Origin of the sequence: Streptomyces kunmingensis, assembly GCF_039533535.1 — a bacterium.
Taxonomy (GTDB): Bacteria; Actinomycetota; Actinomycetes; order Streptomycetales; family Streptomycetaceae; genus Streptomyces; species Streptomyces kunmingensis.
The window spans coordinates 375,838-389,464 of sequence record NZ_BAAATS010000002.1; the positions used below are offsets into that span (position 1 = coordinate 375,838).

Consider the following 13,627-nt stretch of genomic DNA (forward strand, 5'->3'; position numbering starts at 1 on the left):
CAGTTGCGGGTGCCGCCGGCGCCCTCCCCCGCGGTCAGCGTCTTTCGAGCCGGAAGAGTCTGATCTCGCGTTCCACCCGTGCCTGATACGCCGCGTACGGCGGCCAGAACTTCAGCGCGGCGGCCCACGCCTCCTCCCGCTCGGCGGAGTCGAGCAGCCGGGCCGTCACCGCGATGTTCTCGCCCCGCCAGTTGATCTCGGCGTCCGGGTGGGCCAGCAGGTTCGCCGTCCACGCCGGATGGCCCGGCCGCCCGAAGTTCGACCCGATGAGCAGCCAGCTGTCCTTCCCCTCCTCGGGCATACAGGCCAGCGGGGTGCGCCGCACGATCCCGCTCCTGGCGCCGCGGGCGCTGAGGATGACGCCGGGCAGCATCCGCGCGCTGAGCAGCACCTTGCCGCGGGTCAGCCGGTGGACGGCGCGGTCCAGGGCGGGGACGACGTGCGGGGCGATACGGGCGAAGATCCGGGTCGAGGAGACTTTCTGGACGAGCCGGACGCCGGGCGGTGCCATCAGACGCCCGCTTCCGCGGCCTGCGCGAACAGCTCGGCGGCCTGCGCCGCGCGGGCCCGCAGCAGATGGACGGGCCCGAAGAGCAGCTCGTCGCCGGTCGCCCGCTTCAGGTAGAGGTGCGCGTCGTGCTCCCAGGTGAAGCCGATTCCGCCGTGCAGCTGGACGGCTTCGGCGGCGGCCGTGCGCAGCGCTTCGAGGCCCTGGGCGAGGGCGAGCCCGCCGACGCGTTCGCCGCCGGGGACGCTCGCGGCCCAGGCGGCGTAGTACGCGGCCGAGCGCGCCGCCTGTACTTGTACGTACACGTCGGCAAGGCGGTGTTTGACGGCCTGGAAGGAGCCGATGGGCCGCCCGAACTGTTCGCGCTGCTTGACGTGCTCGACCGTCCGCTCCAGGGCCCGGCCGGCGGCGCCGACGGCTTCGGCGGCGAGCAGGGTGGCGACGCTGTCACCGGCGGCGGCGAGCGCGCCGACCACGTCGGCACCCTCCTCCCCCAGCAACTCGGCGCGCACATGGCGCAGTTCGATCCGGGCCTGCGGCCGTGTCTCGTCGAGGGTCGTCTGCCGTGTGCGTACGAGGCCGGGGGCGTCGTCGCGGACGAGGAACAGCAGCGTCCGGGAGCGGGCGAAGCCGCCGGTGTGCGCGGCGACGAGGAGCAGGCCCGCGCTGTGCCCGTCGAGCACCTGCCCGGCCTGCCCGTAGAGCTGCCAGCCGTCGCCCTGCCGGGTGGCCTGCACTCCGCCCGCGCGGCCCCCGCCGGCCCAGTCGCCCGCGTTGTCGGCGATGAGACCGAGGGCGGTGGCGAGCCCGGTGCCGGGTACGGCGAGGGCCGCGGTCAGGCCCCCGCCCGCGATCCGCGGCAACAGCCCGGCCTGCTGCTCCTCGGTGCCGAGGGCCGAGATCAGCGGGGCGGCGAGGCCGCTGGTGGCGAAGAGGGGGGTCGGCGCGAGCACGCGCCCCAGCTCCTCCTCCACCAGCGCCAGCTCAACGATCCCGGCGCCGACGCCGCCCCGCGTCTCGGGCAGGGCGAGGCCCGGCAGTCCGAGTTCGACACCGAGGGTGCTCCACAGGGCAGGGTCGTGGCCGGCCGGGGTGCGGACCGCGGCTTTGACGTCGTCCGGGGAGCAGCGTTTGGTGGTGAGTTCACGCAGCGTGCGGCGGATCTCCTGCTGTTCCTCGGTGAACCTTGCGTCCATGCGGGCCCCTTTCTGACGGGCCGTCATGTTAGGACGGGGGGCGGCGGATGCCCAGAGGCGGGCGCACGCGTTCACGGATGCCCGGAGGCGGGGCGCACGCGTTCACGGATGCCCGGAGGCGGACGCGCCCTTTCACGGGTACCGACACCCGGAGGCGGACGCGCCCTTTCACGGGTACCGACACCCGGAGGCGGACGCGCCCGTTACGAGCAGCCTTATCTGATGTACCGTCAGATTTATGACTGGCCCCCACCGTAAGGCCGCCATCACGGGCATCGCCCTCTCCGACTGCGACCGCGTTGACGAAGCCACCCCCTACGCCCTGCACGCCCAGGCCGCGCGCCGCGCGCTCGCCGACGCCGGGCTCACCCCGGACGCCGTCGACGGGTTCGCGAGCGCGGGCCTCGGCACGCTCGCCCCGGCCGAGGTCGCCGAGTACCTGGGCCTGCGGCCCCGCTGGGTCGACTCCACCTCGGTCGGCGGCGCCACCTGGGAGGTCATGGCGGCCCACGCGGCGGACGCCATCGCCGCCGGGCACGCCCGCGCTGTCCTCCTCGTCTACGGTTCGACGGCCCGCGCCGACATCAAGGCGAAGCGGCGTACGGCGAACCTGTCGTTCGGCGCGCGGGGCCCCCTCCAGTTCGAGGTCCCGTACGGGCACACGCTGATCGCCAAGTACGCGATGGCGGCCCGCCGCCACATGTACGAGTACGGCACCACGCTCGGCCAGCTCGCCCGGATCGCCGTGCAGGCGCGGGAGAACGCGTCCCGCAACCCGGACGCGATGTTCCGCGACCCCATCACCGTCGACGACGTCCTGTCGGGGCCGATGATCGCCGACCCGTTCACCAGACTGCACTGCTGCATACGCTCCGACGGCGGCGCCGCCGTGCTCGTCGTGGCCGAGGACCTGGTGCCGGACTGCGCGAAGCCGCCGGTCTGGATCCTGGGCTCGGGCGAGTACGTCTCCCACACGACGATGTCGCAGTGGGACGACTTCACCGTCTCGCCCGCCGCCGTCAGCGGCCGCCTGGCCTTCGAACGGGCCGGGGTCACCCCCGACGAGATCGACATCGCCGAGATCTACGACGCGTTCACGTACATGACACTGGTGACGCTGGAGGACCTCGGGTTCTGCGGCAAGGGCGAGGGCGGCCCGTTCATCGAGAAGAACCGGCTGCGGCACGACGGCGAACTGCCCACGAACACGGACGGCGGCGGCCTCTCCGCCCAGCACCCGGGCATGCGCGGCCTCTTCCTCCTCGTGGAGGCCGTACGGCAACTGCGCGGGGAGGCGGGCGGACACCAGGTGCACCGGCCGGACGGCTCCCCGCCCGCGCTCGCGGTCGCGTCCGGCACGGGGGGATGGTTCTGCTCGGCGGGCACGGTCGTACTCGGCCGCGACTGACGCGCCGCGGCACAGGTATAAGTACGGACACGGGCACGGTCCGGTCTCGGGCGAGGCGGAACCGTTACCCGTGCGGCGGCTGAGGCCCTGCTGAGCCGACCATTCCGGAGCTAGCGTCGGACGCTATGCGGGAACGTCTGCTCAGCGGCCGGTACCGGCTCATCGAGACCATCGGCTCCGGCGGCATGGGGCAGGTGTGGCGCGCCCGCGACGAGGAGCTGGGGCGGTTCGTCGCGCTGAAGGTGTTCGCGCCGCCGGACGACATCGAAACGGCCGAACGGCAGGAGCTGCTGCGCCGCTTCCACCGGGAGGCACGGGCGGTCGCGGCCCTCTCCACCCCCTACGTCGTGACCGTCCACGACCACGGGACCGACGAGTTCGACGGCGCTCAAGTCCCCTACCTGGTCATGGAGTTGATCGGCGGCGAGTCGTTGCAGGAGGTTCTGCGGCGCGAGGTCCGGGTCCCCGTCGACCGGGCCCTGGAGTGGGCGCGGCAGACCCTGCTGGGTCTGGCCGCCGCGCACGGCGCCGGGATCGTCCACCGGGACGTCAAGCCCGCCAATCTCATGGTCACGCCCGCGGGCCCGGACGCCCCGCACGGCACCGTCAGGATCCTCGACTTCGGGATCGCCGCGTTCGTGGAGGGCGCCGAGGCCGCGACACGGCTGACCAGGACGGGCGCACTGCCGATCGGAAGCGTGCTCTACATGGCGCCCGAACGGTTCCGGCAGGAGCCGGGCGACGGGCGTATCGACCTGTATGCACTGGGGTGCGTCCTCTACGAACTCCTCGTCGGCCGCCCGCCGTTCACGGGCCCTGCCGCCGGGGTCATGTACAACCACCTGAACGACACACCGATGCGCCCGAGCCGCATACGGGCCGAAGTCCCGCCCTGCGTCGATGACTTGCTCTCCTCGCTGATGGCCAAAAAGGCCGCGGACCGCCCGGCGGACGCGACCGCGGCGCTGGCGGCACTGGACGACATACTGGACGACGTACGGGACGACGCCGTACGGGAAGAGACGTCACGGAGCGTGGGCCCGACCCTGCTGCCCGCGAAGCAGCCACCCCCGACGCCCGCCCCTCCCCCCGTCCCTTCCCTCGTCCTTTCGCCCGTCCCTTCGCCCGCTCCTTCCCCGGCCCCTGCCTCCGCCCCACCCCCTGCCGCCGCTACGAAGAAGGCGCCCGCCGCCCCGGCCCCGCGCGCGCTCGCCCTGAAACGCGTACCGCGCCGCCGTCTGCTGCTCGGCGCGGTCTCCCTGATCTGCGTCGGAGCCGGGATCGCCGTGCCCGCGGTGCTGCGAGGCGGGGAGGGGGCGCCACCGGCCTCGCCCGGCATCATGCGCCCGGTCGACCGGCCGGTTTTCCGGATCGCCGTCACGAACCCGGGCGCCGACGCCGACGCCAACACCCATACCGATACCGATACCGGCACCGGCACCGGCACCGGCACCGAGGCCGTGCGGCAGGCCCTGGACGACTACGCGGGCCGGCTCCCGCTGGACGTGGTGGCGGTGCCGCGGGCCCACCGCATGACAGCGCGCGAGTTCGCGCGGCAGTACCCGGATGTCGTCGCCCGCGTCGGGGCCGCGGCGGACCTGCCCGACTTCCTGCGCGACCTCCCCGGACCGAGCACCTGCCAGGACCGCACAGGCCACCCCACGAGGGCGGCCGACCCTTCCGGCCTCGTCGAACAGTTCGCCTCGTACCTCGAAACCGGCCTGAAGACAGGGAGGTTGCTCGTCCCGGACGGCCCGGGGCTGAAGCCGCTGGCCGACCGGTTCGGTGCGGACCGGGGACCCGGCTACCGCTACACGACGTACGGGAAGCCGCTCTCCTCCCTCGAGCGGGACGAACTGCGCTCCCTGCTCGACCGGGCCGGGCCCGACACCGTCTACCTCGCCGACCGGTCGAACCGGCGGTTCGACGTGGAGGCGTTGCGCGACGCCGGCTACCAGGGACGTGTCGTCCTCGCGCCGGACCGCGATGACGGCTGCACGAGCACCGCTGCCGATTCCGGGACCGAGGACGGGACCGAGGACGTGGCCGAGGGCGTGGCCGAGGACGTGGCCGACGGCGTCTACCGCTTCCGCAGCGTCTCGAACGCCCCGTTCCGCGCGGGCGAGTGCCTCCAGGAGGCGTCCTGGTGCGACCGTGTCCGGCCGTTGATGACGCGGCCCGGCGCCCTGGAGGAGTACGAGGCGACGCAGGCGGTCGTCGCGGCGTTCCGGACCGCCGCGGCCGACGACACGACGGCGGCCGACGTCCGCGCACACCTCAAGGCCGCGCTCCCCACCACACGGGTCAACGGTCTTCAGGGCGACTACACCCTCGGTTCCCCGGACAGCGCCGTCACCCGCCCCGCCTGGGTGGAGCGGCGTACGGACGGCGCCTGGACGACGCTCGGCACGGTGGCGGCCCTCACCCGTACGTGATCAGCCGACACCCCTGCACCCCGAGGCTCCCCGGCCCGCCCCGCCCACCAGCCACAATCGCTCCATGGACACCGAACCGGACACCGGACCGCACAGCGCACCGCACGCCGAAACGGACAGCGCACCGCACGCCGGACCGCACAGCGCACCGCACTCGGAACCGAACAGCGAACTGGAGACCCTGCTGAGGTCCCTGCGCGTCTGGGACACCGAGCTGCCCGCCTTCGACCCCGAGGCCACGCCCGAAGCGCCGCTGCCCCTGTTCACGCAGTGGTTCGCGGCGGCCGTGGCGGCCGGGCAGTCCGAGCCGCACACCCCGTCGCTGGCGACCACGGACGCGGAGGGCCACGCGGACATCCGTACGGTGATGCTGCACGGCGCCGACGCCCGCTCCCTGCATTTCGCCTCGCACGCGGGCAGCGCCAAGGGCCGCCAGCTCGCCGCCCGGCCGTTCGCGGCGCTCGGCTTCTACTGGCCGGTGCAGGGCCGGCAGATCCGGCTGCGCGGCACCGTCCGCACGGCCCCCGCCGAAGTCGCGCACACCGATCTGCACGCCCGCTCGACGGGCGCGCTCGCCGCGGCCCTGACCGGCCGCCAGAGCGAACCGCTCGCTACGTACGAGGAGTTGGCCCGCGCCTCCGAGGCCGCCTGGGAACGGGCGCAGCGGGAGCCGGACGCGCGTGTGCCGTCCTGGACGGTGTACGAGCTGGAGCCGGACGAGGTGGAGTTCTTCCAGGGCGACGCGCGCCGCAGGCACGTACGCCTCAAGTACACGCGCCACGAAGGCGGTTGGGCCAAGGAGCTCCTCTGGCCGTGAGCCGGCCGGCACCGTGAGCCAGCCGGCACCCGGATGCCGTCGCCTCACATGCCTTCGGCGGGCCGGAACACCGGTATCGCGTACCCGGCCCCGTCCTGGCGGAAGGCGACCTGGAGGTCCATCCCGGTCCGCAGACCGGCCTCCGCGCAGTCCACGACCTCGGTCATCATCCGGGGCCCTTCGGCGAGGTCGACGACGGCCGCGACGTACGGGGTGCGGTGGCCGAAGGGGGGCAGGTCGTTGCGGTGCACGACGGACCAGGTGTAGAGCACGGCGCGCCCGCTCGCGACCCGCCACCGCACGACGTCGGGGGCGTCGCTCCAGCAGTACGGGCAGAACTCGCGCGGGTAGTGGTGGGCGCGCCCGCAGGCGGCGCACTGCCGCAGCAGCAGGCGGCCTTCGGCGGCCGCGTCCCAGTAGGCCCGGGTGAAGGCGTCGGGCTCGGGGACGTCGAACCGGGCGCCGGCCCCGTCCGCGGCCATCAGAACAGTCCGATCGCGTGGTCGAAAGACCAGGTCTGCCAGGACATGGCGAACAGTGCGACGACGGAGATCAGCGCCATCATCGCGTTCTGTCCCTGCTCGGCCCAGTCGTGGATCATGAGCGTGAGGTAGAGGAGATTGAGCAGCAGTCCGCCGATGAGCGCGACGGGCGTCAGGAAGCCTGCGACGAGGCCGAGTCCGAGGGCGAGTTCGGCGTAGACGACGACGTACGCCATGGTTCTCGGCCGCGGCCGGACCACCACGTCGAATCCGCTGCGCACGGCGTTCCACCGGTGTTTTTCCGCGATGTCCGCGGCCCACGCGATGCCGGTGCCGCGCTCGAACCAGGCCTTCCTGTCCTTGTGCCGCCAGCTCTCCAGCCACCACAGGCCGAGCCCGATGCGCAGTACGGCGAGCCATTCGGCGCCGTTGAGCCCTATCGCGTCCATGCGCTTCAGCCGCCTCACGATCGTCGCGCCGCAGGTTTCTGACGGTACGTCAGTTCAGCGCATACGGCGACACCCGCGCAAGAGCCCGGGCCTACGGCGACACCCGCGCAAGAGCCCGGGCCTACGGCGACGCTCGCGCAAGAGCCCGTACGACCACCGAGCCACACACGGGCGCGACCGCGAACCGCACTCGGGCCGCGACCGCGAACCACACACAGGCGCGACCGCGAACCACACCAGAGCAGCCGCGCTCCCGCGAACGCACCCGTGATCAATTCGCAACCGGATCCGGCCTTGACCGAGACCCATCAAGTGAGGGCGCGATTACGCTCCCGCACATGACCGCCCCGATTCCCTCACCGGCCGCCCGCAGCCATGAACGTCCGCCCGTGTACGTCATCGGCGGTGGCCCCGGCGGCCTCGCGGCGGCCGAGCGGCTCAAGGCGCACGGTGTACGGGCCGTCGTCCTGGAGAAGTCCGACCGGGTCGGCTCCTCATGGCGCGGCCACTACGACCGCCTCCACCTGCACACCACGCGCCGTCTCTCGTCCCTGCCGGGCCTGCCGATACCGCGCCGCTTCGGCCGCTGGGTCTCCCGGGACAACGTGGTGCGCTACCTGGAGAAGTACGCCGAGTACCACGATCTGGAAGTGGTCACCGGGGTCGAGGTCACGCGTATCGACCGCGCCCCGGACGGCGCCGGGTGGCTGCTGCGGGCCACCGGCGGGCGGGAGCTGACGGCCGCCGCGGTCGTCGTCGCCACCGGCTACAACCACACCCCGCGGCTGCCCTCCTGGCCGGGCTCCGCCTCGTACACCGGGCGGCTGCTGCACGCGAGCGAGTACCGCGCGCCCGGCCCCTACGCGGGCCGGGACGTCCTCGTCGTCGGCGCCGGGAACACCGGTGCCGAGATCGCCGTGGACCTGGCCGAGGGCGGCGCCGCGCGCGTCCGGCTCGCGGTGCGCACCACGCCGCACATCGTGCGCCGCTCCACGCTCGGCTGGCCGGCCCAGCGCACCGGCATCCTCTGCCGCCGCCTGCCGGTGAGGCTCGTCGACCGGCTGGCCGTCCCACTGGGCAGACTGAGCGTGCCGGACCTGACGGAGCGGGGGCTGCCGCGCCCCGGCACGGGCCTGTACTCACGGGCCCGCGCGGGCGCCATCCCGGTGCAGGACGTCGGCCTGATCGCCGCGGTGCGCGCGGGCACGGTCGAGCCCGTGGCGGCGCTCGCGTCCTTCGAGGACGCCGAGGTGGTCCTGGCCGACGGGACCCGCCTGACCCCCGACACGGTGATCGCGGCGACCGGCTACCGGCAGGGCCTGGAACACCTGGTGGGCCACCTCGACATCCTCGACCCCGCCACGGGCCGCCCGCGCTCCCACGGCGCCCGCACCCTGCCGGCCGCCCCCGGTCTCTACTTCTCGGGCTACACGAACCCGATCAGCGGCATGCTGCGCGAGCTGGCCCTGGACGCGGACCGGATCGGCAGGGCACTGGCCAGGTCACTCTGACGCGGGCCGCTCCGTCACTTCATCTCCGTAACTTCGTCTCCGTCACTTCATCTCCGTCACTTCGCCGGGTTCAGCACCACCTTCGCCGTGTTGTTGCCCGGCCTCGGGTCGAACGGGAAGCTGTCGCCGTAGGCAGGCCGGACGGTGACCGCACCGGTCGCGTTGCGTACCACCTTGTCCACGTGCAGCGAGAAGGCGAAGTCGCGCACCGCGTCCGGGGCGACCCACATCGGCGTCGAGCACGCATAGCGCGGGGCGCCCGTCGTGCCCTCGAAGTACCCGCCGTCCAGGGTGGTGGGGTGGCACTCCTCGGGGTAGGCCGTGACGGTCGAGCCCCGCGGCACGACGAGGGCGACCTCGGCGACCGGGTCGCCCGAGCCCAGGTTCGCCACCCACGCCGGGCCCGCGTTGCGGAAGCGCAGGCTCGCGGTGACGGTCCTGCCCGCCCCGGCCCGTATCGTGGCGCCGCGGGCCCGGAAGTCCGCGGTGTTGTCGGCGGTGATGTCCGCCTGCGCGTAGTCGTTCCCGGTGTCGATGTCGGTGGCGCCGCCGCCGACCGTGACGCTCACGTCGAGCCGCTCGTACAGGGCGTGCTCACGGACCGCGAGCCGCACACCGCCGGGCAGCGCGAAGGACTCACCGGGCTCCAGGGTCCGGTCGAAGACGCAGGTGGCGAACGTCATCGGCGCGTACTCCTCACCCTCCGGCGTGCGGTACTCGCACTCCGCGGGCCGCGCGACGAAGTCCAGGCCGTACGGGGCGGTCATCTCCAGGGTGAATCCGTGGGCGGCCTCGGTGCCCTTGTTCGTGACGGTCAGCGGCTGCGTCAGCGTGGAGCCGGGCACGGCGTGCTCCACCTTGTTCACCCCGCTCAGGGCGAGATCGGGGCCGGAGGCCACGGTGACGGCGGTCTCCTGGTCGAACGCGGTCAGTGTGCCGTCGGGGCCGCCGGTCGCCGTGGCGGAGTAGCGGACCGTGCCCTGGGCGCCGGCCTCGGAGCCCGCCGCGGCCCGCACCGTGAGGTGCACGTCGTCGGGATCGGCGCTGCCGTCGACGACGGGCACCGAGCACACGGCCGTCGTGCCGCTGGGCGTGCAGTTCGCGGGCCAGTCGACCTGTGCGAAGGAGGCGATCCCCGAGACGTCGACGCTCACGCGGCCGTCGGTCACCTCGAAGTCGGTGTCGTGGTGGTAGAGCCCGATGCTCACCTCCCGTAAGTCACCGGGGCTCTGCGCACTCGCCGCGGGAAGCACGAGGTCGGAGGGGGCGTTCATCCACAGCTGATCGATCTCGGGCTCGTCGGCGAAGGCGGGCACGCCCGCCGGGCCGAGCCCGACCAGTCCGATCACCACGGCCGCGACGGCGGCGCGAGCAGAAAGTCTCATGTCGTCCTCTGAGGTGGTGTAAGTGGTGGAAGTGGCACAAGAGGCGCGGCCGGAGACGACCGCTTGCGAACCAGACAATCCAGGCGCCCCCAGGGTTGTACGCCCCTCCCCCGTTCCACCCGCCCCCGGAGTGGGCAGGAAAGGGCCACGGGAGAGCGCGTCCCACATCCGCCCCAGGCTTTGCGTGCAGCCCTGTTCCTGACGGAGCGTCAAATCAGTAATCTGACAGTGCGTCAGTTCACGTACGGCGCCGATCGACACACCGCACAGGCAACAGTTGTCGCTGTCACACAGGAGCGGGGCGGACCGATGCTCGGATCGACTTACGGCACCCTGACCACCGACTCCCGCCGGGCCCGCGTGATCGCCTGCGGCGAGCAGCCCGGTCCTGCCGTGCACGGCAGGACCACCGCCGACGAGCGCGACGTCAGCGGACGCCCACTGCACGCCGACGTACCCGACCTGGACCGGTTCTTCCGGCCGGAGTCCGTGGCCGTCGTCGGCGCCTCGGACGCCGAGGGACGGCCCAACACGGGCATCACGCGCCAGCTCCTCGCCTGGGCGGAGCGGGTCGGCGCACGCCTGTATCCGGTGCATCCGACCCGGGAGTCGGTCTTCGGTCTGCCCTGCTTCCCGTCCGTCCCCGACCTGCCCGAAGAGGTCGATCTCGCCGTCCTCCTGGTCGCCGACCCGCTGCGCGTGGTCGAACAACTCGCTGAGACGAAGGTGAAGTTCGCCGTCGCCTTCGCCTCCGGGTTCGCCGAGACCGGCGACGCGGGCGCGGCCGCGCAGCAGCGGCTCGCCGAGACCGTCGAGGGCTCCGGGCTGCGCCTGCTCGGCCCGAACACCAACCTCAACGCCTTCGAGCGCTTCCGCGACGACCTCGACGGGCCCGCCATCGCGCTCATCACCCAGTCCGGGCACCAGGGCCGCCCGGTCTTCTCCCTACAGGAGCTGGGCATCCGTCTCTCGCACTGGGCTCCGACGGGCAACGAGGCCGATCTGGAGACCGCCGACTTCATCTCGTACTTCTCCGGGCGGCCGGAGGTCGGCGCCATCGCCGCCTATGTCGAGGGGCTCAAGGACGGCCGGTCCTTTCTGCTCGCCGCCGACCGGGCCGCGCGCGAAGGCGTGCCCGTCGTCGCGGTGAAGGTGGGCAGGACCGAGACCGGCGCACGCACCGCCGCCTCGCACACCGGGAAGCTGACCGGCGCGGACTCCGTCGTGGACGCGGCGATGCGGCAGTTCGGGGTGATCCGGGTCGACGGCCTCGACGAACTCCAGGACACGGCGGCGCTGCTGGCCCGCGCCAGGCCGCCCCGGTCGGACGGCGTCGTCGTGTACTCCATATCCGGCGGCACGGGCGCCCACTTCTCGGACCTCGCGACAACGGCCGGCCTGTCCCTGCCCACCCTCTCCGAGGCCAGGCAGACCGAACTGCACCAGTGGATCCCCGACTATCTGAACGTCGCCAACCCGGTCGACAACGGCGGGCACCCCGTCGGCGACGAGCGCGGCCGGAAGATCATCGACGCGATCCTCGCCGACCCGTCCGTCGGCGTGCTCATCTGCCCGATCACCGGCCCCTTCCCCCCGATGAGCGACAGACTCGCGCACGACCTGGTGGACGCCGCCGAACGGACGGACAAGCTGGTCTGCGTCGTATGGGGCTCTCCGGTCGGCACCGAGGCCGCGTACCGCGAGACGCTCCTCGGCTCCTCCCGGGTGGCCACCTTCCGCACCTTCGCCAACTGCATCACCGCCGTCCGCGCCTACCTCGACCACCACCGCTTCACCGCCGCCTACCGCTCGCCCTTCGACGAGGCGCCGCGCACCCCCTCCCCCTCGTTCCGCAAGGCGCAGGCACTGATGCGCCCGGGCAAGCAGCTGAGCGAGCACGCGGCGAAGCAACTGCTGCGGGCGTACGGCATCCGCGTACCGCGCGAGCAGCTGGTGACCAGCGCGGCCGCCGCGGTGCGCGCCGCTTCGCTCGTCGGCTATCCGGTCGTCATGAAGGCGTCCGCACCCCAGCTCGCCCACAAGTCCGAACTCGGCCTGATCAAGATCAATCTGACGTCGGCGAGCCAGGTCAGGGACGCGTACCGCGAACTCACCGACATCGCCCGCTACGAGGACATCGACCTCGACGGCGTCCTCGTCTGCCAGATGGTCGAGCGGGGCGTGGAGATGGTCGTCGGGGTCACGCACGACGACCTGTTCGGCCCGGCCGTGACCGTCGGCCTCGGCGGCGTGCTCGTCGAGGTCCTCCGCGACACCGCCGTCTGTGTGCCCCCCTTCGGCGAGCACCAGGCCCGCGCCGCGCTCGACCGACTGCGCGGCCGTGCGCTCCTCGACGGGGTCCGGGGGGCGCCCCCGGCGGACATCGAGGCGCTGGTCGAGGTGGTCCTGCGGGTCCAGCGCATGGCGCTCGAACTCGGTGACGACCTCGCCGAACTGGACATCAACCCGCTGATGGTGCTGGGCCGCGGCCAGGGCGCGGTCGCCCTCGACGCGCTGGCCGTCTGCCGCTGAGGGCCCTTCACCGAACCAAAACCGGAGCCATCCCCTCATGACGCTGCCCCCGCCCTCCCCCGAGACCGAACCTTCCTCATGGGTACTCCACGCCACTGACAATCACGTCTCCTGGATCACGCTCAACCGCCCCGAGGCGATGAACGCCGTCACCTGGGACCAGCGGGAACGCGTCATCGCACTCCTCGACGCCGCCTCCGCGGACCCGGACGTACGGGCCGTCGTCCTCACGGCCACCGGAAAAGGTTTCTGCGCGGGCGCGGACCTGCGCGGCGCGCCCGCCGCCCCCGGGGAGCGGATCGCGGGCGACGTCTCCCGCACGATCCGCCTGGGCGCCCAGCGCCTCGTCTCTGCCGTACTGGACTGCGAGAAACCGGTGATCGCGGCGGTCAACGGCACGGCCGCGGGGCTCGGCGCGCACCTGGCCCTCGCCTGCGACCTGGTCCTCGCATCGGAGTCGGCCCGCTTCATCGAGGTGTTCGTCCGCCGCGGCCTGGTCCCCGACGCGGGCGGCGCCTATCTGCTGCCCCGCCTTGTGGGACCGCAGCGCGCGAAGGAGCTGATGTTCTTCGGCGACGCGCTGTCCGCGGCCGACGCGGAGCGCCTGGGTCTGGTCAACAGGGTCGTGGCGGACGCGCAGTTGGCGAAGACGGCCAAGGAATGGGCCGACCGCCTCGCCACCGGCCCGACCCGCGCCCTGGCCCTCACCAAACAGCTGGTGAACGCGTCCCTGGACACCGACCGGGCCACCGCGTTCGCGGCGGAGGCGACGGCGCAGGAGCTGAACATGACCACGCACGACGCGAACGAGGGAGTCACCAGCTTCAGAGAACGCCGCGCACCGCACTACCGGGGCCGCTGAAGCCCCTGACCAGACCTCACGAGGGTCATGACCTTCATGACC

At 72.8% G+C, this 13,627-nt stretch carries 11 protein-coding genes; 6 read left to right on the forward strand and 5 right to left on the reverse strand.

From position 1 onward, the window contains the following. Positions 1–34 precede the first annotated feature (34 nt). Together ABD366_RS03815 and ABD366_RS03820 are read right to left on the reverse strand one after the other, a co-directional pair. Entirely contained in the window at positions 35–511 is a 477-nt protein-coding gene (locus tag ABD366_RS03815) for a nitroreductase family deazaflavin-dependent oxidoreductase (RefSeq protein WP_324771988.1), read from the reverse strand. Then, positions 511–1,704 carry an acyl-CoA dehydrogenase family protein gene (locus ABD366_RS03820; protein WP_324771987.1) on the reverse strand — a complete coding sequence of 398 codons (1,194 nt, stop codon included), beginning with the start codon at positions 1,702–1,704 and terminating at the stop codon, positions 511–513. Before ABD366_RS03820 ends, ABD366_RS03815 begins: the two co-directional genes overlap by 1 nt. Before the next feature lie 238 nt (positions 1,705–1,942). Here ABD366_RS03820 and ABD366_RS03825 point away from each other — a divergent pair, with 238 nt between their 5' ends. The 3 genes from ABD366_RS03825 (at position 1,943) to ABD366_RS03835 (ending at position 6,364) form a co-directional block, all read left to right on the forward strand. Continuing rightward, complete coding sequence (locus ABD366_RS03825; RefSeq protein WP_324771986.1) at positions 1,943–3,112, forward strand: thiolase C-terminal domain-containing protein; 1,170 nt, start codon at positions 1,943–1,945, stop codon at positions 3,110–3,112. A gap of 125 nt (positions 3,113–3,237) precedes the next feature. Then, a complete protein-coding gene (locus ABD366_RS03830) occupies positions 3,238–5,547 on the forward strand; it encodes a serine/threonine-protein kinase (protein WP_324771985.1) in 2,310 nt (769 codons plus the stop codon). 64 nt (positions 5,548–5,611) lie between these two features. Then, complete coding sequence (locus ABD366_RS03835) at positions 5,612–6,364, forward strand: pyridoxine/pyridoxamine 5'-phosphate oxidase (RefSeq protein ID WP_324771984.1); 753 nt, start codon at positions 5,612–5,614, stop codon at positions 6,362–6,364. Positions 6,365–6,408: 44 nt separating this feature from the next. Here ABD366_RS03835 and ABD366_RS03840 read toward each other — a convergent pair whose 3' ends face one another. Together ABD366_RS03840 and ABD366_RS03845 are read right to left on the reverse strand one after the other, a co-directional pair. Then, positions 6,409–6,846 carry a Zn-ribbon domain-containing OB-fold protein gene (locus ABD366_RS03840; protein WP_324771983.1) on the reverse strand — a complete coding sequence of 146 codons (438 nt, stop codon included), beginning with the start codon at positions 6,844–6,846 and terminating at the stop codon, positions 6,409–6,411. Next, positions 6,846–7,295: a DoxX family protein gene (locus ABD366_RS03845; RefSeq protein WP_324771982.1), complete on the reverse strand. Its 450-nt coding sequence runs from the start codon at positions 7,293–7,295 to the stop codon at positions 6,846–6,848. Before ABD366_RS03845 ends, ABD366_RS03840 begins: the two co-directional genes overlap by 1 nt. Positions 7,296–7,633: 338 nt before the next feature. On the opposite strand from ABD366_RS03845, the gene ABD366_RS03850 reads away from it, so the two are divergent. Next, on the forward strand, positions 7,634–8,806 hold the full coding sequence (locus tag ABD366_RS03850; protein ID WP_324771981.1) for a flavin-containing monooxygenase: 1,173 nt from the start codon (positions 7,634–7,636) through the stop codon (positions 8,804–8,806). 56 nt (positions 8,807–8,862) lie between these two features. Here ABD366_RS03850 and ABD366_RS03855 read toward each other — a convergent pair whose 3' ends face one another. Continuing rightward, complete coding sequence (locus ABD366_RS03855) at positions 8,863–10,191, reverse strand: COG1361 family protein (protein ID WP_324771980.1); 1,329 nt, start codon at positions 10,189–10,191, stop codon at positions 8,863–8,865. A gap of 309 nt (positions 10,192–10,500) precedes the next feature. Between ABD366_RS03855 and ABD366_RS03860 the strand changes: the two genes are divergently transcribed. Together ABD366_RS03860 and ABD366_RS03865 are read left to right on the forward strand one after the other, a co-directional pair. Beyond that, complete coding sequence (locus ABD366_RS03860) at positions 10,501–12,723, forward strand: acetate--CoA ligase family protein (protein ID WP_324771979.1); 2,223 nt, start codon at positions 10,501–10,503, stop codon at positions 12,721–12,723. Between the two features lie 37 nt (positions 12,724–12,760). Then, positions 12,761–13,585, forward strand: a complete 825-nt coding sequence (locus tag ABD366_RS03865; protein WP_324771978.1) for an enoyl-CoA hydratase/isomerase family protein — start codon at positions 12,761–12,763, stop codon at positions 13,583–13,585. Positions 13,586–13,627: the final 42 nt, after the last annotated feature.